We start from the raw sequence: 19,661 nt of genomic DNA, 5'->3' as shown, positions 1-19,661 counted from the left end.
CCGTCCGGAGGGACGGCGAAGAGAGGCGAAGAGAGAGGAAACCCATGAGCACCACGCACCGCACCGACGTCGGCCGGGCCGTCGCAGAGGTCGAGCGCCTCCGCGACCTCCACCCCGTCGGCAATCCGCTGCTCGAGACCGTCGCCAAGGGCGGGGACACCACCGACCACCTCAGGCGCCTGGTCGCCGTCGAGGCACAGTGCCACGCCGCAGAACTGGCCGCCTACGGAGCCCTCCTCCACCGCTTCCACGGCGCCCGCGCCGCCGAACTGTGGCTCACGTTGGGCCGGCTCGTCCACGCGGCGACACCCAAGCTGCACGAAGTCGCCCGTCACCTCGGTATGACGGAGGCCGACCTGGCGCGCCGGTCCGCCGAGGGCGGCGCCTACACTTTCAACGGGGCGCTGTCGTGGGTGGCCCTCACGGGCAGCCAGGCGGCGGCCGCACTGGCCGCCCACACCGACATGTGCGTCTACTTCGCCGGAGGGACGGCCGTGGCCCGGCGTCTGCGGGAGGCGGGGGCCGAGGTCCCGGATGCCTTTCTCGGCTACTACGACGACCCGGGCGACGACGCCCTGTGCGATCTGGCCCTGGACGTAGCGCAGGAGGGGCTGGACCGCGGGGACGATCCGGACGAGGCCGTCTTCCACGCCCGCCGTGTCGAGGAGTCCATCGGGGACATCTGGAGCACGGCGGCGCTCACGCCGGTGCCGAAGCGACGCTGACCGCCGGTCCCCCGCCCCTCCGGCGGCCTCACCTTCGCCGTCTCCTGGACCTGGGCTCAGCGCGAGCGCGTCACGGCAGCCACCGAGGGCTTGGCGGCGTGAGAGGCCGTCTGCGCGGTGTGCAGAGCGCCGTGGACGGTGGCGGAGGCGGCCCGCGTGATGTAGCGAGCGGTGTCCAATGGCGTCCCGCTTCTGGTGGATCAGGAGGCAGACCGCCCCGTGCACACCGGCACACACCATTCGGGCGGCCTCGACCCTGCTGTCCACCGGTACTCCGGCATCGAGGCATCCCCGGATCTTGTCCCGGAAGTGGCGGAAGCACGCGTCCTCGTTCTGGCGGCTGGCTTCAGTGACCTCGCCGTCCATCACCAATCGGTACGGGGACGGATGACGAAGCCCGAAGGAGATGTAGGCGACGCAGGTCTCGTAGAACGCTGTGACGGGGTCCGCGACGTCCCGGGAGACTCGTTCCAACGCACGGAACAGGGAACTGCGCACGCGCAGGCCGACGGCGACGGATGCGGCGGGCTGCGCCGTCGGCCAGCGGGCTCAGCACCGCTTCCGCCTCGGGCGCGAACTCGTACACGATGCCGGCGGCGGACAGCGTCACCGTGTCGCCGACGTCCAGCACCGCGCGGGCGGTCGTCAGCCGGACCCGCAGAGCGCTGTCGACGGGGACGGTGTCGATGTACGGCAGGCTCGGCACCATCCGGCCGACGGCCTGCCCGTCCATCGCGGCCCGGTAGCGGGCGAGCAGCCCGGGGTCGTCCAGCAGTTCGGCGAGCCGCTTGCGCATCCCGTCCACGGCGTCGGCCTGGACGTCCGGCGCGGCGAGCAGCGGCAGGTCACGCCGCCAGTCCTCGTGCGTGAGCAGCTGCTCGGACACCCACGCCATCAGGTCCGTCGCGGTGTGGGTCTGCAGGCCGCAGATGACGTGCAGGCAGCGGGTGCCCTGGTCGGCGGAGACCGCGTGCCACAACCTGCGCGGCACGTACAGCACGTCGCCCGGCCACAGGACCGGGTCGGCGACCGGCTCGGTGAGCGCCTCGCCCGGGTCCTCGATGTCGCGGTACAGCGGGAACGGGCGGGTGGTGCCGTAGATCCGCCAGCGCTTCGCGCCGTCCGGCTGAGACGCCTGAAATGAGCGGGACCATGAGCGAGCACGAGACGGTCAAGGAGCCGGTCGTCAAGTCGGCCACGGAGGCGGTGTCGGACGAGTAGTTGATCTCGATGCTGGTCGACCGGGCCCGTTCCGACGGGCTGCAGCTGACCGGCGAGGGAGGGCTGCTGCAGCAGCTGACGAAGCGGGTGCCGGAGTCCGCCCTGGAGGGCGAGAGCACCGATCACGTCGGCAATGACAAGCACGACGCAGCAGGCCGCAACAGCAGCAACTCCCCGAACGGCACCCGTTCGAAAGACCGTGCTGACCGACGTAGGCCCCATCGAGGTGAACGTGCCCCGGGACACCGCCGGCACCTTCGAGCCGCAGCTCGTGAAGAAGCGGCAGCGCCGGCTGACCGGCGTGGACGAGATGGTGCTGTCGCTGTCCGCGAAGGCCTCACACAAGGGAGATATCAGCTCATCCGGCCGAGGTGTACGGCGCGGAGGTGTCCAGGCAGACCGTCTCCTCCATCACCGACGCGGTGATGGAAGGCATGGCGGAATGGCAGGCCCGACCGCTCGACCCGGCTTGAGTTCTATCGGTGGTTGCGAACGCCCCGGAAGGGAGGCGTTCGGATGCCGAGGTACGCGCCCAACAAGATGTCGACCGAAGTCAAGAAGCGGTACTTCGAGCTGCTCAGAGAGGGGTACAAGGGTGCCGCCGCCGCTCGGGTGGTCGGAATCTCCGCCAGCTGCGGTTCGAACTGGTTCATAGAAGCTGGAAGCATGATCGTCTCCGGCTCCGGCCCCATATCGCCGCGCTTCTTGACCCAGAACGACCGTATCGCCATCGCCAACGGACTTCACGCCAAGCAGGCCGTCAAGGAGATCGCGGCATCGATCGGGAAGAGCTTTCAGACCGTCTACCGCGAGATCAAGCGCAATGCGACACCGGACGGCAGCTACCATCCGTGGTGCGCCCACAACCAGTTCCTGCTGCAGCGCCACCGGCCCAAGGAAGAGAAGATCCGCGCCCGTGAACCCCTGCGCACGCTGGTGCGCGAGAAGCTCACGGAGCGAAGCAACGGGAATCTCAGCCACGCCACGCGCATGCACGTTCTTCTCCTGAGTGAGGGATGTGCCGCACGAGGCGCGCGCTCCACGACATCCGTCCCATGCCGCACAAGCTTTCCTGCAGCACCCGGTACACCCGTCCGGAAAATGACGTCCTTCGGTGGAGACTCCGGGTACCCGACAGAAACACCCCAGTAGAAAGACAGCTCCATGAACGATGATTCGGCCCGGCGCGCTACTTGTCCCGGTGAAGTTGACGAGCTCAAGAAATGGGTCCGAGATTTCCTGGCGGAACCTCACGACGATCTCGGCAGGGAAGGAAGCGTCTGCCCGTTCGTAGAGCCCGCCCTCCGCGCGGAAACGCTGCTGGTGGAGACAGCCGATTATGACGCCGCCAACGGCTGGCACGGTTTGGCGGACACCATGCGGACTCAGTTGGACTCCTACGCGAAGCGGTCCTGGCCCGAGGGGAAGAAGTCGATATCCTCGCTGGTCACAGTACTTCTCGGCATGCCCGACCACCATGGGCCCCTGCTCGACGAGGCGCAGCGGCGGGTGAAGGGCGAGGCCGTCCGGCGCGGCCTGATGATCGGACAGTTCCACCCGCGGTGCCCGGAGCCTTCGGTATGGAACTCCTCCTTCAAGGTGTCACGCGCACCCCAGCCTGCGTTCGCCGTCCGCCGCATGGCCCTGCACGACATCCTGTTCCTGCACGACGATCCAGAACTCTTCGTCCACTACGAGAAACGATTCGGTGAGAGGTATCAGGCGGGTCGATCCGGCAGCCATCTCCCGCAGCGCTTCGTCGAACTGCACGACTCCGCCACACAGTCCGGGTCAGGGGCTGCGCCGAAATCGGAGTACATCGACTATCAGAGCATCGACACCCTGCTCTCACTCCAGCGACCGCACACCGGCCAACCCGCCGAAATGACGTTCTACCTGATCGGACAGGCGAAGGAATTACTGTTCAAGCTGGTGCACGAGGAGGTGTCCGCGGCACGCTTGGCTCTCATCGTCGACCAGGGCGACGAGGCCACCTGGAACCTCCGTCGAGCGACTGCGGCGCTCGGTTCGCTCACCACCACCTGGGATGTCCTCGCCGGGATTTCACCAGCCGAGTTCAATGCGTTTCGGGAGCACCTCGGAGCAGCCTCAGGCATCGACTCCTACATGTACCGCATGCTGGAGTTCGCGCTCGGGCGGAAATCGGAAGCCATGGCGCGCCGGCATGCTGACGTGGCCGGAGTGTCGGAATCCGTCCACCGGGCCCTGTTCCGCAGCAGCGTGTACGACGAGGTCCTGGGACTGCTGGAGCGGCGTGGCCTCCTCGACGGCGGATCCGGCGACGGGGCACCGGCCACCGAGGCCGCACGTCGGGCGTGGGCCCGCGTCTACGACGAGCACGGCCCTTCGAGCGACCTGTTCCGACTGGGCGAAACGCTCATGGACGTCGCCCATGCGTTCAGCCAGTGGCGTGCGCTTCATCTGCTCCTGGTCGAACGCACGATCGGCAACAAACCCGGCACCGGAGGCACCACCGGGATCGATTGGCTGCGGCAGGCTGCCGAGCACCGGTTCTTCCCCGAGCTGTGGGAAGCACGTTCCCTCCTGTCGTCCAGTTCCGCCGCGTGGTCATGAACAGGGGAATCAGGCGTACCGCCGAACACCTACAGGAAGGCGACGGCATGACACCGGGCGACCATGTGGCTCAGCAGGTGACCGAACGCTACCGAGCACTGAGCCCCGCTTCGGCGCGAGCCTTCGAGGCAGCTGCTGCTTCCCTGCCGGGAGGCGACACACGAACCATGACGACGTACGCGCCTCATCCCCTGTACTTCAGCCGTGGTGAGGGAGCACGGGTCCGGGACCTCGATGGCCGCTGGTATCACGACATGGTGGCCAACTACGGTGCCCTCGCGCACGGCCACAACCATCCGGCGCTGACCCGAGCAGTGCACGAGCAGGTCGAACAGGGCACAGCTCTCGGAGGGCCCAGCACCCTTCAGTACGAGCACGCCGAACTGATGCGTGCGCGCGTGCCCGCACTGCAGCGCCTGCGGTACTGCAACTCGGGTACCGAGGCGACCATGTGGGCCCTGCGCACGGCTCGCGCCTACACCGGCAGGGACGTCATCGTGAAGATCGACGGCGGATACCACGGCACGCACGACTGGGGCCACGTCAGTGCCTTCATGTCCGGCGGGACGACGCACCGCCAGCAGCTGCCTGGCCTTCCCTCGGCGCATCTTGCGCCAGGGGTGCCCGACACCGTCCTACGGTCGGTAGTGACCGTTCCCTTCAACGACACGGAAGTCGTCGCGGATGTCCTGTCCCGGCTCGACGGCCAGGTGGCCGCGGTGATCGTGGAGCCGGTACTCGGGGTGGGCGGCGGCATCCCCGCCCGTCCCGGCTATCTTCAGGAGCTGCGCCGGCTGACCGCGCGGCACGGTGTCCTGCTGGTCTTCGACGAATGTGCCACGTTCCGCCTCGGTCCTTGGCAGGTGAAGCACGCGGTGTCGCCGGACCTGAGCACGTTCAGCAAGATTGTGGGGGGCGGACTGCCGATCGGCGTGTTCGGAGGCCGGGCCGACATCATGGCCCTCTTCTCCCCTTCGCGCCCCCAACCCGTCTACCACGCCAGTGCATTCGGCGGGAACAGCCTGTCCCTGGCCGCCGGGATCGCCGCCTTGCGGTCCTTCGGCGCCCCCGAGATCGCCCACCTCGACCGCCTCGGTGCACGACTCCGCCGCGGCCTCGACACAGCCGCCCGTCGCGCCGGGGTCTTGGGACGGAGCGTCGGCGAGGGAGGCATGAGTTACTTCCACTTCGGAGCCAGGCCGCCCGAGAACGCCGCCGATACAGCGGCCGCCCGCCAGGGCAGGAGCCGGCTGCGAGCACTCGTACATCTGCACCTTCTCAACGAGGGGTTCCTGACGGCCCGACACGGACTGATGTGCCAGCACATCGTGACGACACCCTCGGTGGTGGACGCGTTCGTCGAGGCGTTCGCCTCGACGCTGCGACTCCTGCGTCCCTACCTGGCCGAGAACCACCCCGAACTTCTCACCGATGCCCCGACGGTTGCGGCCGCGGCGGCACCCACTTTGACCGTCGAGGACACCTGATGACGGCATCGCACCTGTGGACACTGAGTCAAGCGCGCGCCGCCCTCGGCAGAGGAGCGATCGACGCCGTCGAGTACAGCGCGCGGCTGACAGAGCGCAAGACCCGGCTGGCCGGACTGTGCGCATTCGTGGGTGACGCCGCGGCACGGCCGCGCGCCACGCCGCCTGCGGCCGGGCCACTGGGCGGCATGCCTCTCGCCGTCAAGGACAACATCGACGTGGCGGGCGTCCCCACGACGGCGTGCACCCCCGCCCTGCGCCACCACACACCGGAACGTGACTCCGCCGTGTGGGGGCGCTGCGCCGAGGCCGGTGCGGTGCTGATGGGGAAGACGACCCTGCATGAACTGGCCTACGGAGTGACCGGCGCGCACCCCTGCGGACTCACTGCGCGCAACCCGGTGGCCCCTGACAGGCTCGCGGGCGGGAGCAGCTCCGGCACCGCGGCGGCCGTGGCTGCCGGCGTCGTCCCGGCCGGACTGGGTACGGACACCGGGGGGTCCATCCGCATCCCGGCAGCCCTCTGCGGAGTCGTCGGGTTCCGCCCCAGCACGGGTCGCTACCCGCATCAGGGGGTCGTCCGCATCTCGCCCACTCGGGACACTGTTGGTGTCATGGCCCGCAGCGTGGAGGACGTTCAACTGCTGGACGCGGTCCTCAGCGGTGTCCCCCCGCTGCCCGACCCACCTCCTTCGGCGCCGCCGGTCCTCGCGCTGCCCCGGACGACAGCCTGGACGGAGCTCGACCCGGAGGTGGCCCGCGTGATGCGGGCGGCGTGCGACTCTCTGCGGGCCGCCGGGTGGTCCCTGCGGGAACTGCCGGAACCGGTGTACGACACGGGCGAGCTCATGGAAGCCGCCACCGCGGTCCCGCTTGCGGATACTCCGGCGGCCTTGACTGCGTACCTGCGCCACCATGGTTCCCCACTGACGGGTGAGGCGGTGATCGAGGAGATCGCCTCGCCGGACGTACGGGCCCTCCTGACGCCGCTCCTCACTGGTCATGTGGTCGGGCCCGACCAGTACCACGCGGCGCGACACGTGGCCCGTCGCACGGCCGCCTCCGCTCTGCGCGCGCTCCGGCTCAGCGAGGCGTCGGCGTTCATGTCCCCCACCACGATCACGCCTGCACCTCCCCTCGGGACCGGTCGATGGATGGTGTGCGGGGATCGCCGCGTCCCGACCTTCACCACGTACATCCGCAACACCGCTGCCGCCGCTGTCTGGGGGTGGCCCTCGCTGACGCTGCCGGCCGGGTACACCTCACGCGGTCTCCCCGTCGGGCTGCTGCTGGACGCACCGCGCCACCATGACCGGCAGCTGCTGGCTCTCGGCCGCCGGTGCGCGCGGCACCTGCCGCCTTTTCCCCGTCCTCCGGAACCGGAGATCACATGACGCACATCTCTTCGCACCACACCGTGCCCGCTTCAACATGGGGCGCCGAGCGGTTGGAGTTCGGCGCCTACGCCCGTCGCGTAGGGCTGCCCGGTCTCGGGTCTGCCACCGAGGCCGGACGGAGCTGTCCGACCTCACACGACCTGCGTGAACTGCACCGTGCTCACTTGGCCGCGATTCCCTTCGACAACATCGACCTCGTGCTGGGCACACCCGTGAGCCTGGAACCCGAGGCAATCGTCGACAAACTGTGCCGGCGCCCACGCGGAGGCTGCTGTCACGAGCACAACCTGCTGTTCGGCCTCGTGCTTGAGAGCCTGGGACTACCCGTCGAGCGCCTGGCGGCCCGCGTCCTGCTCGGCGGCACGGGTCCCCGCCCCCGCACCCACATGCTGCTCAAGACGCGGATCGGAACGGAGGAGTGGCTCTGCGACGTCGGCTTCGGCTCCGACGGCTTCCTCGAGCCCCTGCCGGCCAGGAACGAGGCGGAGGTGACACAGTACGGCCGACGCTTCCGGGTCAAGGCTCACGATCACTTTGTCTGGAGCATCGACGTCCTGACGCGAGGCGAGTGGGTGCGGCTCTACGAGTTCACTCACGAACCACGACCGCCGATGGACTTCACCGTCGCCCACCACTTCCTCAGCACGCACCCAAGGTCGATGCTGCGCAGGGCTCCGCTCCTGCAACGGCTCAGGCCCGGCTCCTGTTTCCACCTTCACGGCGACCGTCTCCGCCGCGTCACACCGTCGGGGCAGGTCACCGAGCGGGTGACCGAAGCGTCCCTCCCCGGTGTCCTCGACGAATTCGGCATCGTGCTGAGCCCTGCCGAGCTTACGAGGCTGACCTCATGGTTCACCCCGCCCGCAGCGACGGAAATGCGATAACGGCGTGGAACCCACACGATCGGTCCTGGACAGCGGGGCTCTTCCCAACGACCACGAGGACGCCCGTCTCATCCGGCTGTACGAGGAGCAGGGTGGAGAGGTCCGGGACCTCATCTACCTGAGCCTGGGTGAGACGTGGACGGCCGTCGCCCCGGGGCTGGCGGCGTCACTCGCCGAACCGCTGCCCGCCCACGCACACGGCTACACCCTGTCTCCCTACGGTCTGCCGACCCTGCGCGACGGCCTGCGCGCCTACATAACTCGCACCCATCAGCTGCCCGGAACCGGGGCTGCTCCGTACGACGTGGCCGTCAGCCAGAGCGGCACACGGGCGGCCATGTCCGACTTCGGCCGCCTGCTGCTCAGCGACGGCGCGACCTCCGACGGCGCACCGACGGCTCTCGCCCCCGCACCCGGGTGGGACTACAGCGGCGTGCTGACCCCGCTCGGCTACCAAATGCGCTTCTACACGCTCGACCCGGCCCAAGGCTGGCAGCCCGACCCCGAGGAGGTCGCGTCCCTGCTGAGGTGTGCGGGACGCGGCTGCCTACTCGTCCTCAACCCTCAGCACAACCCGACGGGCACCAACTGGGCTGCTGACAGAGTCGAAAGCATCATCGGCGCGGCTGCTGCGCACCATGCGGCCGTTTTGCTGGACGACGCCTACTACGCTCTCCACACGCCTGGTGAACAGCCCACCAACGCTCTGCGGATCCTGGTGGAGGAGATGCCGCGAACCAGCGCTCCCTGGCTCGCCACCAGAACGCTGGGCAAACAGTTCCACTGCAACGGCTGGGGACTGGGTGCCCTCACCTCCCGGCCGGACGTCCTGGCCGACTTGGCCCGCTTCACGCAGGAGCGTTCCTACGGCTGTGCGCTGCCTCTGCAGGCCGCCATGGCGGCCTGGCTGAGGAAGGAGGAAGCGGACGCGTTCCTCAGGGGACTGCGGCGCGGATACGCCGCGGCTCGACAGCAGGTCGCCGACCGGCTCCGTCGCGACCTGGGGTTTCCGCCTGACGCCGTGCACGTCGGGACGTGCAGCGCCTACCTCAGGTTCCGGGTACCGGCTCGCTTCGTGCGCGACGGTTCGGAAGCACACTACCGCCGACTGTGCGTGGCCACCGGGGTGCTGCCGGGAGCGGGCAGCATGACCGTCCCTCCGAACACACCATCCGGCCGACTCGGCCCACCCAGCGCCTACGTCCGCCTGTTCCTGGGGCAGCCCGGACCCGTCCTCGACGAAGCGCTGGACCGGCTCGCCCGCGCGGGACTCGGCTGGTGAGAACTCCTGGCGGCCGCGGTGGCCGCTTGCGCCATCCCTGCCGGGGAGGGCGGGTCGTCCGCGTGCTTCAGCAGTCTCGGCGTACACGGTCGTCCCGGCCTCGCGGAGACCTCACTTCTCGATGTCCCGGTGTCGGAGCCGAAGGCGTTGACCAGGTCGTCGAGGGACTGTAAAGTGTTCGGCTCTGTTCCGTGGTCGGTGGTGACGGTGAGTGCCTGCCTGTGATCATCGAGCGTGCATGATGCGAACCCGCCTGCAGGAGCGGTGTTTTCGGGGTTGTCGGCGTTGGTCATCGAGGATGTGGCGGACGGTGGCGAGACAGTCCGGGTCTCGGCTCGGACTCGGGATGTTCCCGTTCCCTGTCCGGTGTGCGGCGTGGTGACGGGGCGGGTCCCCGGGTATCACGGCCGGACGGTGCGGAATGTGCCGGTCGACGGCCGGCAGGTCGTGGTCCGGGTGAGGATACGGCGGCTGATGGCGTCCTGCCGGGTGGTGTAGGAGATGTTCGTGGTTGAGTGCGCGGGTTCTGCTCCCTTGGGTGCACCGACTGCCGGTGTCTGCTCCCTGCTCAACTGACAGGCCACCGTGCAACTGTCCGGATTGAAGGGGCAGTTCGACCCCAGGGGGTGCACGGTGGCCTTGTCCCAGCGTGACCTACTTCGCCTGCATGAGTCACTACGTTCGGCTGCTGGTCTTGAACTCGTCCGCGAGGTCGCCGAGAGGCTGCTGCAGGAACTGATCGAGGCCGAGGTCACCACGAAGATCGGCGCCGAGTGGGGCGAACACACCGACACTCGCACCACCTGGCGCAACGGGCACCGTGAGAAGACAGTGACCACACAGGCCGGTGACCTGGAACTCGCCATCCCGAAACTGCGGGCTGGAAGCTTCTTCCCCAGCCTCCTCGAGCGCCGCCGGCGCACCGACCAGGCTCTCTACGTGGTCATCACGGAGGCGTACGTCCACGGCGTCTCCACCCGCTCCGTCGACGACCTGGTCAAAGCCCTCGGTTCGGACACCGGGATATCGAAGAGTGAGGTCTCCCGGATCTGCGCCGAGCTCGACGAACAGCTGGACGCCTTCCGCACCCGGCCGTTGGATCACATCCGGTTCCCCTACCTGTTCCTCGACGCCACCTACGTCAAGGCCCGCGTCGACCACCGCATCGTCTCCCAGGCCGTCGTCATCGCCACCGGCGTCACCCAGGACGGCGGCCGCGAAGTCGTCGGCGCCAGGGCGGCGACAGCGAGACCGAAGCCTTCTGGGCCCAGTTCCTGCGTTCCTTGCGAGACCGCGGCCTGAGTGGCGTCCGCCTGGTCATCTCCGACAGCCACAGCGGTCTGGTCAAAGCGATCCGCAAGGTCACGGCGCCGCCCGGCAGCGCTGCCGGGTCCACTTCGTCCGCAACGTCTTCGCCGTGATCCCGAAAGGCTCGGCGGAGATGGTCGCCGCGACGATCCGCACCGTCTTCGCCCCGCCCACCGCGGACGCCGTCCGCACCCGGCTCGACACCGTCCACGACATGCTCGGCCGCCAGTTCCCCAAAGTCAGAGAGATGCTGCAGGAGGCCAAGGAAGATCTCACCGCGTTCGCGGACTTCCCCCACCAGCACTGGAAGAAGATCCAGTCCACGAACCCACTGGAGCAGCTGAACCGGGAGATCAAACGCCGCACCCGCGTCGTCCAGGTCTTCCCCAACCCGCCCGCCGTCCTCCGCCTCGCGACCGCGGTCCTCGCCGAACTCCACGACGAATGGATCGCCTTCCCCCGCCGCTACCTCTCCAACGAGAGCATGGACGCCCTCTGTCCCGACGACACGATCCTCCTACCCGCCACGTCAGACGACTGATCGCCTACACCACGACAAGGGACATGACCGAGCTGGGATGCTGTCCACGACCTCCATGCCGCCGCCGATGCCCTCTGTACGGACGACGACGAGCCTTGGAATCCGCCGATCTACGGCGGCCGCCCGGTACCCCACAGCGCTGATGCCGATCCCTCCGATCCCCCGCTGATGCTTCTGGAGCCGCCCGGGGTGTCACAGGCCGCGCAGTTCCTTACGGCTGTCTCCTTCGACGAGCTGTGCAGCGTCGTCGACGCAAGGTTCAGTGCCCTCGGCTGGACCAAGCAGGAACACCTCGAACATCACAGGGACCTCCAAGAGTTCTACGGGCAGGCGGCTTCGGCAGGCCACGCGGTGGTCAAAGCGGTATGGGCGTGAGATGTGGCGGCCTGCTGTTCACAGCCATTCGTTGATGACCGCGACCAGCACGGTCGCCTCCTAGCGACGCAGGTCAGCAGCAAGTCGCTGCTTGCCGACGTCGCGAACCTCACAGCGCGCAAAGGGACACTGGCCGCGCACATCGCCCGGCTCGAACGGCGCCTGTCCGAGGTACTGGGCCAGGCGGCTCAGGACGCATCCGGCCTTTGTGCCCCGGCCGACATCAAGATGCTCACATGCCGGACCACCGGGTCGGAGCAGCAGATTCTCGATCTGCGCGGCGAACTCGCCGCACGGGACGAGGACCTTGCAGCCTCCCGAGCTGCGAACCGCGAGCCGATGGCCCAGGTCAACCGCTGACCTGCTCCGGCTCACGGTCGCCGCTCAGCGGCGTGCCGAACCACTGGTGCAGTGCGGCTCGCAGACCGCTGGCGTCTTTCGGCTCGTGTCCGGTCCACGCTATGTGGGAGTCGGGGCGCAGCAGCAGGCCGGTCACGCTCGTGCTCTCTGCCGTGCCGCTTATGACATCGACCCGGTCGTGCCAGGGCTTCGCGGCCTCGGTGAAGTCGCCGCACAGGTCCAGCAGCAAAGGCCGGGCGGTGGCGGTCAGGTCGGCCAGCCGACGGGTGCCTGCGCCGGTGTGGATCACGAGGTCGGGCGCGAAGTCCTCGGTGGTGCCGGCGAGCAGGTGGGCGATGCGTTCCGTGCCGCCGGGTGAGGCGAGCAGCTCGCCGAAGACGGTTCGCAGGGCACTGACTTCCGGCCCGGGGCGCATCAGTGCCGACTGGGACAGGGTCGAGGCAACGACGTGTTCTGCGACAGGTCGGCGTTCCTCGTCGTAGGTGTCGAGCAGACCCTCGGGGGCCCACCCTCGCACTGTGGCGGCCAGCTTCCAACCGAGGTTGACCGCGTCCTGCAGGCCGAGGTTGAGTCCCGGGCCGCCGATTGCCGAGTGCACGTGGGCCGCGTCGCCCAGCAGCAGTACCCGCCCGTCCCGGTAGCGGTCTGCCAGTCGGGTGTTTCCGCCGACAAGTCGTCGAAGCAGGTGTGGTCCCTCTCCTTGCGGCGGACCCAGCGGGACGGGCACACCTAGCACGCGTTCGGCGCTTGCCATCATCTCCTGGAAAGTCATCGGGGTGGTGTGCTCGTCCGGCCTGCCGGTTTCGGTGGTGTTGAGGACTGGCACACGGCCGGGCAGCAGGCCCCACGTGATCGTGCCGCGTTCCGTGCGCACGTACAGCAAGGGTGGCAAGCTCCCGTAGCCGGGAACGTGCAGGCTGCCGTCCGGGCCCAGGTATTCGTCCGCCACGGACACGTTGGCCGAGCGGGTGACGAAGTCGTCGGTGGTCACGCCGGGGAAGCCGATGCCGGACAGGCGTCGCACCAGGCTGTGCCCCCCGTCAGCCCCTACCAGGTAACGGGCGGTGAGAGCCTCACCGTCGGCAAGGGTGATCCGGACGAAGTCGTTGTCCTGGTGCAGATCGGCCACCTCCTGCCCCCTGCGGAGGTCGACGCCAAGCTCCACGGCGCGTTCGGTGAGAACCTTTTCGATCTGCTCCTGCGGCGCCGGGAGCAGGCTCACGGGGTTGTCGTCGAGTCCTGTGAGGTCCAACGTGAAAGCGCCGAACATGTAGCGGGGCGCGGGGCGGGGCGGTTCGCTGGATCCGCTGATGCGTGCGTAGAGACCACGTCGGTCGAGCATGCGCACCACCTGACCGACCAGGCCGTTCGCCCGGGGCTCGGTCTTCGGGCCGGCGAGACGCTCCAGCACAACCGGACGCACCCCAACCAGTGCCAGCTCGCAGGCGAGCATCAGCCCGTTCGGACCGCCACCGACAATGACTACATCAATCATGGCATTTCTCCTTGTTTGCGGAATGACGGCGCAGAGGCTGCAAGCAGCAGCCCGCGTTCAGGCGGGAAGGAGGGGACTACGGAGTGGGAAGCCCGGTGGCCACCATGCGCAGAGCCCGGGGCAGCAGAACATCCATCGACTCGCCGGTGCCGCCTTGCACGAACAGTTCGAGGGCGACATTGTTCGCAGCCATCACGCTCGCGGCCACCAGGCGAGGGTAGAGCTCGGACCCTGGGTCCGTGCCTGTACGGTCAGCGATCGCTGCGGCAAGCTCCTTCTCCGCAATCTTGCTCGCCCGCAGCATCTCGGCCTCCAGCGCGGGCTCGGCCAGCATCACCCTCAGACCGGCCGCCCACTCATCGGGCTCCTGAGGTGGCATGTGCTCCACCTCGGGGCCGGGCTCCAGCTGCCGCAGTGCCGCCCGAGTGATCGCCTCCCACAAGGGCTCATCGGGCGGTCCCTGACGCAACTCGGCCGCGAGCCGCAAGGAGCGCTCGAGGTAGCGGAACGCAATCGCTTCGGCCTTGCTGGAGAAGTAGTTGTTGTAGGTGCGCGGAGACACCCCGACCGCCGCGGCGATGTCTTCCACCTTGACCGCACTCAACCCGTGCTCGACGGTGAGCCGGACTGCGGCCCAGCTCAGCGCTGCGCGCGTGGCTTCCTTCTTCCGTTCCCGAAGACCACTCATGCCCTCCACGTTAACAGAAAATGCGTGGTGCGCAATTTTTCGCGGCACGCAATTTTCTGGAATCTGTCGACTCCTCCTGGATGAGGCAGTGGCCGCCCCAATGTGCCGGCAGGCCCTCGAGCGGCATCCAGCCACCTCTGCGACGACACCTGTCGCACATCAGACACAGGAGGGTTCACGCCTCTGACCGGAAAAGCCTGGCGTCGTCCGCATCCAATTGCCCCTCGAACCCGAGCAACGCGTCGTGACGGCCGCAGGCGAGCCGACCGGCCCAGCCCTTGGAGGAGCAGTGAGCAACAACGAGCAGCTTGCCCAGCAGCAAGGTGCCGGTGCCTCAGCAGCAGGCGCCCGGGCCGCGCGGGGACTTCGCAAGGAAGGACGCCCGGGCCGCGATCGGCGACGCGTACTGCGGAGCGACCCGCACCGCGATGGCCCATCTCCTGGAGGGCGACTCGTGACGCGGCACAGCGGCGGGAAACCTCCGCCGGGCCACCACGGTTGGGCGGACATGACGGCGAGCCCGACCGATGAGCACGGCGACTGGCTGTGCCTGGGGCGCGGCGGGACGCGGCGGGACGCGGCAAGGTACCGGGTGTCCTGGACGTGTCCACGGCCGACGGCGCCACCGTGCTGCAGCGGGCGGACAACGCACCGCGGATCCGCCCTGGACTCTCCTCGACCAGGGCGACGGCACCTGCACGATCCGCAACACCCACAGCGGAAGGCTCCTCGCCGTGCGGAACCACTCCCCCGCGGTCGGCACCTTCGTCGTACAGGCGCGGACGACGGCACGGCCGACAACCGCTGACGCACCCTGCGGTGAACGGCCATTGACACGCGTGTGCGAGTCGTTCCAGGATGACCCTCGTTGACAACGTTGTCGCCTGGCGAAGAGGACCATAATGGGCCCCGTTTCCCTCCCTGTAGGCCGCAGGCTCCTCCTGCAACTCCTCGGCGCGACCGGCGCCGCAGCCGCTCTGCAGCCGGCGCTGGGGTCCCCTTCGGCCGCCGCGGCCGCGTCCGGAGCCGCCCGGAGCGTCGACCCGCCGGACGGTGTCGCCGCTACGTACCACCGTGTGCTGCTGCGGCACACCCGCTGGTCCGAGACGCAGTGGGACGAGGCCAAGGGGGCGTACAGCGACCGGAACTTCGGGTTCGCCGTCGTCCTCGGACACGCCGTGCTGCTGACCCACGGGACCTTCGACGAGGACGCGGCCGGCATCGACCGGGAGACGCTCAGGCGTCGCACCCTGGCAACCCTGCGTCACTGCGCCGCCTCCAACCGCCTGACCGGCGGCACCCAGTGGGGCCGCACCCTGTTCTTCGACACCACCTTCCAGTCGTACTTCGTCCTCGCCGCGCACCTGCTGTGGGACGAGCTCGACGCCGCCACCCGCTCCGCGGTCGACACCATCACCCGCGAACAGGCGGCCTACACCCACTCCCTGGGCACGGGCGACGACCCGTACTCCGGCTCCTGGACCCCGAACGGGCTCACGGGCGGGTACGTCGGCGACACCAAGCTGGAGGAGATGGGGCTCTACGCGCAGACCCTCGCGCCGGCGCTGGCCTGGGCCCCGGACGACCGGCGCCGCTCCGAGTGGGCAGCCGACTACGGCACCTGGTCGCGCAACGAGGGCGGCCTGCCGCCCGCCGACCTGGCCAACCCCGCGCGGGTGGACGGGGTGCCGGTCTCGCACAACACCGCGCACAACACGTACGACACCTTCATCGTCGAGAACCACGGCTCCTTCGGCCCGCACTACCAGGAGGAGATGTGGCGCACCTCCGGGCGCAACGCGGCACACTTCCTCGCCGCTGGGCAGCCGCTGCCCGAGGTGCTGACCAGGCAGCCCAACGCGGAGCCGCTGTGGCGGACCCTGCTGGGCGTCATGTCGGACGCGGGCGAGCCGCTGATGCCGATGGTGGACGACCGCGAGCACCTGTACGGCAGGGATGTCATACCGCTGGCCTTCCTGTCGCGGGTCGCGGGAGACCGGGCGGCGGCGCGCGCGGAGACGGAGCTGGCCGCACGCCTGGAGGCGTACCAGGCGTACCCGCCCGAGTACCGGCTGGCGAAGTTCTCGGGCGAGCCCAAGTACGAGCCGGAGGCGCGCGCGGAGCTGGCCATCAGCTATCTGCTGCACGTGTGGCCGCAGGCGGGGCCGCGGGTACGTCCCCTGTCGCGCGAGGAGTTGTTCGCGTACGCGTCGGGGGTCACCGACTTCGGGACCGGCCCCGGTCTGGTGTCCCACCAGTCGCCCGCGGCCTGGGCGGGCGCGGTGACGAAGCCCGGGTTCGTGAAGTTCGCCTGGCAGCCGGCGCACGACGACTGGCTGTTCCGGCTCGGCGGCGCCACCCCGATGTTCCTGCCCTCGACCGCCGCGGAGGTCACCGGCAGGACGGTGCGCGTACACACGGCGCTGCGGGACGGCTTCGACGGCAGCGCCACGGTACTGCGCCTCGGCGAGGGCTTCGCCGGGTACGCCACACTCCCCACGGGCGCCGTGGTCTACGCCTGCGAGGGGCCGGGCGCGGCCGCGTCGCGGCTGGAGGTGCACAACCTCACCATGCCCGGGGTGGCGGGCCTCGACGGCAGCCGCACCTACCGGTTCGCGGAGGGCTCGGCCACGGTCCGCGCGCGGGACACCACGCCCTCGGCCGCGGGGCGTGTCGACGAACTGGCCTTCCCCGGCACGACGGTGCGGCACCTGCGCATGCTGGGCGTCCAGCCCGACCCGGCGTACGGGTACTCGCTGTACGCGGTCGAGGCGCGGGACGGGGCCGAGGGGCCCGACCTCGCGCGGGGCGGGACGGCGACGGCCTCCTCGCAGTCGTCCGGCATGGGGCCGGAGCTGGCCGTGGACGGCGACGGCGGAAGCCGCTGGGCGGTCTCGCGCGAGGACCGCGGGCGGGCGGACAGCTGGTGGGCCGTCGACCTCGGCGCCGAGCGCGTGCTGGACCGGGTCACGCTGCGCTGGGAGGCGGCCGCCGGCCGCTCCTACCGGGTGCAGGGTTCGCCGGACGGCGAGCGATGGACCGATCTGGCGACCGGCCCGGCCCCCTCACTGCGCAGCGGCGGCGGCTGGCTCGACGTCGACGGCCGCGCCGGGCTCGTCGTCCGCGGCGGGGGCGAGCACAGGATGGCGGTGTACGGCGACGCGATCGTCCCGGCCGAAGGGGCCCGGGAGCCGCTGGTGATCGAGGGGCACTGCGGTGTGTGCGCCGAGGACCTGAGTGCGCTGGCCCGTCGCGCCACGCCCACCGCCGTGGACAGCCGGGTCCGTGCGGCGCGGGTGGACGGGTACCTCAGCCTGTTCAACCTGTCGGCGCAGGAGGTGGAGACCCGGGTCTCGGTGCCGCAGCAGGGCGGGAGCCGGGAGGTCTACGAGGGTGAGCAGACGGTGACCCGGGAGGGCATCGACTACGGTGCGCGGCTGGACGCGGCGTCGGCCTCGCTGCTCGCGCCGCGCTTCACCCTCAGCGCGCTGTCCGGCCGCTCCCTGCCCTCCGGGCTGCGGGTCCGGGTGGCCGACGGGGCGACCCTGATCCTGTCCGGCGCCGACTGTCGGCTGCGGATCGAGGCCCAGGGCCGCGGTGCCGGGGCGACCGTGCGGGGCGGGCGGGAGACGCGGGTGACGCTGCGCGGGGCACAGGCCTTCCCGCACCACGACCACGCCCTGGGTCGGAACACCTTCCCGACCAATCCCCTGCCGCCGGGGATGTCCGGTCCCGGCGCCGCCGTGGACGGCGACCCGGACACGGCCTGGCGCCCCGGGCGCGACGGCCGCATGGTGGTCGACCTGGGGACGCGCACCGGTGTGCGGTGGGTGGAGGCGCGGTGGAGGACCGGCGCGGCGCCGGCGGCCCGCGTGGAGTTCAGCACCGACGGGGTGCACTACCAGCAGGCCGGCACCCTGGACGGCCGTGGACGCGTGCGCCGGCTCACCCGGGCGGGCTCGGCCCGGTACGTCGCGGTGACGGTGCAGGGTGCGCCGCACGCACACGAGGGGCTGGTCCGGCTCTCCGTGGGCTGAGGCGGTCCCGCAGGGGCCTGCCCGGCCTGCCCGGGACGGGGAACCGGTGGGCGTCAGTCCAGTACGAAGGTGCCGCCGGCGCTGGTCGCGACGTCTGGCCCCAGGGCGCCGGCCGGCGTCCATGCCCCGGGCCGGCCGGCGCCGCGGGCCAGCAGTTCGGTGACGGTGGCGGTGACGTCGGCGGTGAAGTCCATGCCCTCGTCGGCCCGGAGCCATCCCTCGCGCCGGGTGCCGTCGGCCCATTCCACTACGGCGTGTCCCCAGGAGTGTTCGCGCGGTCGGGGGGCTGCCTTGACGGTGACGCGTCCGAGCCGGGCGACGGCGAGGTGTCGCAGCGCCGGGACGGACAGCAGGCGGCCCAGCGGTGGGACCACGGCACGCAGCAGCGGCGTGCTCGGTGCGAGGGAGGACGTCGCGGTGACGAACGGTGCCCCGCTGGCCGCCCGGGCCGCGACGAGCTCGCCGGAGGCGACACCCGCGGACCTGGCCGACGTCCCGTCGGGGAAGGTGAGCCGCTGCGGGTCGGCACCGAGGCGCGAGGCCACCAGCCGCCCGTCGGCGTAGCGGCGTCCGCCGGCGGTGAGGGCGTCCACGATGCTGGCCGCCAGGGCGGCACCGAGGGCTCCGGCCTCGACGGCCACCGAGGCCGCGGAGTCGATCCGCACCCGGTGCGGCACGGACCGCTCCTCGCACAGTTTCGCCACGACCGCCTCCGTCGCGAGCACTCCGAATCCGGCGCCGGTGACCAAGGTGCTGCCGGCCCGCTTCGCGTCCTCGTGCAGGGCGAGGAGTCCCTCCACGGCGACCACGTCGTTGGCCTGGTCGACGTAGTGGCCGCCGACCGACATGCAGGCGCGGGCGATCACCGGCGCCGTGGTGGCGTAGGCGCCCATCGCGTTCACCACGCCCCGCGGGCGCTGCCGCAGGACCTCCTCCGCGATCCGCTCGGCCGAGTCGGCGACGACGGTCTTCGCGTCCGCGGCGAGGCCGGCTGCGGCGCCGGCGGCAGCCATCCGCTCCCGGCTGCGCCCGACCGGCACGACCGTCAGGCCCCGCGCGGCCAGTCGCCCGGTCACGCCCCGGCCCACCCGGCCGGTGGCCCCGACGATCCACACCTCGTCGTCCGTCCTGTACCCGCTGGTCTCGGTCATGTCCATGCCCCTGTCTGCTCCGGGCGGCACCGGGGCGGACGCTCCGGCGATGACACACAGTGCCATGACTGCAGGCTAACACTGACGACACGGTGAGACATCACCTGTTAGAGTC

Annotated in this window: 14 protein-coding genes and 7 pseudogenes; 15 read left to right on the top strand and 6 right to left on the bottom strand. The window is 70.1% G+C overall.

Translation table 11 applies throughout. The features are described from left to right. The first annotated feature begins 44 nt into the window (after positions 1 to 44). Positions 45 to 725, top strand: a complete 681-nt coding sequence (locus AB0P07_RS34165) for a hypothetical protein (RefSeq protein ID WP_365557672.1) — start codon at positions 45 to 47, stop codon at positions 723 to 725. Between the two features lie 252 nt (positions 726 to 977). Here the strand turns inward: AB0P07_RS34165 and AB0P07_RS34160 are convergent. From AB0P07_RS34160 to AB0P07_RS34150, 3 genes and pseudogenes are all read right to left on the bottom strand, one after another. Beyond that, a pseudogene (locus AB0P07_RS34160) lies at positions 978 to 1,091 on the bottom strand (TetR/AcrR family transcriptional regulator); the annotation flags it as partial. Next, positions 1,072 to 1,656 (bottom strand): winged helix domain-containing protein, encoded by a 585-nt coding sequence (locus AB0P07_RS34155; RefSeq protein WP_365557697.1) that lies wholly within the window; start codon positions 1,654 to 1,656, stop codon positions 1,072 to 1,074. The pseudogene AB0P07_RS34160 and the gene AB0P07_RS34155, both read right to left, overlap by 20 nt. Next, positions 1,633 to 1,842: pseudogene (locus AB0P07_RS34150) on the bottom strand (cupin domain-containing protein); the annotation flags it as partial. The pseudogene AB0P07_RS34150 and the gene AB0P07_RS34155, both read right to left, overlap by 24 nt. Before the next feature lie 113 nt (positions 1,843 to 1,955). On the opposite strand from AB0P07_RS34150, the pseudogene AB0P07_RS34145 reads away from it, so the two are divergent. The 11 genes and pseudogenes from AB0P07_RS34145 to AB0P07_RS34095 all read left to right on the top strand — a co-directional run. Continuing rightward, positions 1,956 to 2,410: pseudogene (locus tag AB0P07_RS34145) on the top strand (transposase); the annotation flags it as partial. A gap of 52 nt (positions 2,411 to 2,462) precedes the next feature. Next, a complete protein-coding gene (locus AB0P07_RS34140) occupies positions 2,463 to 3,098 on the top strand; it encodes a helix-turn-helix domain-containing protein (protein ID WP_365557669.1) in 636 nt (211 codons plus the stop codon). A 12-nt stretch (positions 3,099 to 3,110) separates the two neighbouring features. Then, the gene (locus AB0P07_RS34135; RefSeq protein ID WP_365557666.1) at positions 3,111 to 4,541 is read left to right on the top strand and encodes a tryptophan 2,3-dioxygenase family protein; all 1,431 of its coding nucleotides are present in this window, start codon (positions 3,111 to 3,113) and stop codon (positions 4,539 to 4,541) included. Between the two features lie 167 nt (positions 4,542 to 4,708). After that, positions 4,709 to 6,028 (top strand): aminotransferase class III-fold pyridoxal phosphate-dependent enzyme, encoded by a 1,320-nt coding sequence (locus AB0P07_RS34130; protein ID WP_365557664.1) that lies wholly within the window; start codon positions 4,709 to 4,711, stop codon positions 6,026 to 6,028. After that, on the top strand, positions 6,028 to 7,422 hold the full coding sequence (locus AB0P07_RS34125) for an amidase family protein (protein WP_365557662.1): 1,395 nt from the start codon (positions 6,028 to 6,030) through the stop codon (positions 7,420 to 7,422). Before AB0P07_RS34130 ends, AB0P07_RS34125 begins: the two co-directional genes overlap by 1 nt. A 53-nt stretch (positions 7,423 to 7,475) precedes the next feature. Continuing rightward, positions 7,476 to 8,309 (top strand): arylamine N-acetyltransferase, encoded by an 834-nt coding sequence (locus AB0P07_RS34120; protein ID WP_365557660.1) that lies wholly within the window; start codon positions 7,476 to 7,478, stop codon positions 8,307 to 8,309. A 4-nt stretch (positions 8,310 to 8,313) separates the two neighbouring features. After that, positions 8,314 to 9,591: a pyridoxal phosphate-dependent aminotransferase gene (locus AB0P07_RS34115; protein ID WP_365557657.1), complete on the top strand. Its 1,278-nt coding sequence runs from the start codon at positions 8,314 to 8,316 to the stop codon at positions 9,589 to 9,591. A gap of 264 nt (positions 9,592 to 9,855) precedes the next feature. Beyond that, a pseudogene (locus AB0P07_RS34110) lies at positions 9,856 to 10,068 on the top strand (transposase family protein); the annotation flags it as partial. Between the two features lie 156 nt (positions 10,069 to 10,224). After that, positions 10,225 to 11,440 (top strand): annotated as a pseudogene (locus AB0P07_RS34105) (IS256 family transposase). A 42-nt stretch (positions 11,441 to 11,482) separates the two neighbouring features. Beyond that, positions 11,483 to 11,815 (top strand): annotated as a pseudogene (locus AB0P07_RS34100) (DUF1877 family protein); the annotation flags it as partial. 3 nt (positions 11,816 to 11,818) lie between these two features. After that, positions 11,819 to 12,175, top strand: a complete 357-nt coding sequence (locus AB0P07_RS34095; RefSeq protein ID WP_365557655.1) for a hypothetical protein — start codon at positions 11,819 to 11,821, stop codon at positions 12,173 to 12,175. On the opposite strand, the gene AB0P07_RS34090 is transcribed toward AB0P07_RS34095, so the two are convergent. Both AB0P07_RS34090 and AB0P07_RS34085 read right to left on the bottom strand, forming a co-directional pair. Next, positions 12,165 to 13,670 (bottom strand): FAD-dependent monooxygenase, encoded by a 1,506-nt coding sequence (locus AB0P07_RS34090; protein WP_365557653.1) that lies wholly within the window; start codon positions 13,668 to 13,670, stop codon positions 12,165 to 12,167. The two genes, AB0P07_RS34095 and AB0P07_RS34090, sit on opposite strands and share 11 nt — an antisense overlap. A gap of 76 nt (positions 13,671 to 13,746) precedes the next feature. Then, the gene (locus AB0P07_RS34085; protein ID WP_365557650.1) at positions 13,747 to 14,358 is read right to left on the bottom strand and encodes a TetR family transcriptional regulator; all 612 of its coding nucleotides are present in this window, start codon (positions 14,356 to 14,358) and stop codon (positions 13,747 to 13,749) included. 308 nt (positions 14,359 to 14,666) lie between these two features. Between AB0P07_RS34085 and AB0P07_RS34080 the strand changes: the two genes are divergently transcribed. From AB0P07_RS34080 to AB0P07_RS34070, 3 genes and pseudogenes are all read left to right on the top strand, one after another. Beyond that, positions 14,667 to 14,816: a hypothetical protein gene (locus tag AB0P07_RS34080; protein WP_365557647.1), complete on the top strand. Its 150-nt coding sequence runs from the start codon at positions 14,667 to 14,669 to the stop codon at positions 14,814 to 14,816. Positions 14,817 to 14,937: 121 nt separating this feature from the next. Beyond that, positions 14,938 to 15,166: pseudogene (locus AB0P07_RS34075) on the top strand (RICIN domain-containing protein); the annotation flags it as partial. A 94-nt stretch (positions 15,167 to 15,260) separates the two neighbouring features. Then, positions 15,261 to 18,395, top strand: coding sequence for a discoidin domain-containing protein (locus AB0P07_RS34070; protein ID WP_365557644.1), 3,135 nt, complete (start codon positions 15,261 to 15,263; stop codon positions 18,393 to 18,395). 53 nt (positions 18,396 to 18,448) lie between these two features. On the opposite strand, the gene AB0P07_RS34065 is transcribed toward AB0P07_RS34070, so the two are convergent. Then, positions 18,449 to 19,612, bottom strand: a complete 1,164-nt coding sequence (locus AB0P07_RS34065; RefSeq protein ID WP_365557641.1) for a saccharopine dehydrogenase NADP-binding domain-containing protein — start codon at positions 19,610 to 19,612, stop codon at positions 18,449 to 18,451. Positions 19,613 to 19,661 lie beyond the last annotated feature (49 nt).

This window comes from Streptomyces sp. NPDC085944 (assembly GCF_040686295.1).
Classification (GTDB): Bacteria; Actinomycetota; Actinomycetes; order Streptomycetales; family Streptomycetaceae; genus Streptomyces; species Streptomyces salinarius.
Note: the sequence above shows the minus strand (reverse complement) of the source record. Positions and strands in the feature narration are given on the sequence as shown.

What these genes read in the sequence shown, in the direction of transcription:
- AB0P07_RS34065 (WP_365557641.1), bottom strand. Translation starts at nt 19,612, where the DNA reads ATGGCACTGTGTGTCATCGCCGGAGCGTCCGCCCCGGTGCCGCCCGGA.
- AB0P07_RS34140 (WP_365557669.1), top strand. Translation starts at nt 2,463, where the DNA reads ATGCCGAGGTACGCGCCCAACAAGATGTCGACCGAAGTCAAGAAGCGG.
- AB0P07_RS34070 (WP_365557644.1), top strand. Translation starts at nt 15,261, where the DNA reads ATGGGCCCCGTTTCCCTCCCTGTAGGCCGCAGGCTCCTCCTGCAACTC.
- AB0P07_RS34135 (WP_365557666.1), top strand. Translation starts at nt 3,111, where the DNA reads ATGAACGATGATTCGGCCCGGCGCGCTACTTGTCCCGGTGAAGTTGAC.
- AB0P07_RS34130 (WP_365557664.1), top strand. Translation starts at nt 4,709, where the DNA reads ATGACGACGTACGCGCCTCATCCCCTGTACTTCAGCCGTGGTGAGGGA.
- AB0P07_RS34090 (WP_365557653.1), bottom strand. Translation starts at nt 13,670, where the DNA reads ATGATTGATGTAGTCATTGTCGGTGGCGGTCCGAACGGGCTGATGCTC.
- AB0P07_RS34085 (WP_365557650.1), bottom strand. Translation starts at nt 14,358, where the DNA reads ATGAGTGGTCTTCGGGAACGGAAGAAGGAAGCCACGCGCGCAGCGCTG.
- AB0P07_RS34165 (WP_365557672.1), top strand. Translation starts at nt 45, where the DNA reads ATGAGCACCACGCACCGCACCGACGTCGGCCGGGCCGTCGCAGAGGTC.
- AB0P07_RS34125 (WP_365557662.1), top strand. Translation starts at nt 6,028, where the DNA reads ATGACGGCATCGCACCTGTGGACACTGAGTCAAGCGCGCGCCGCCCTC.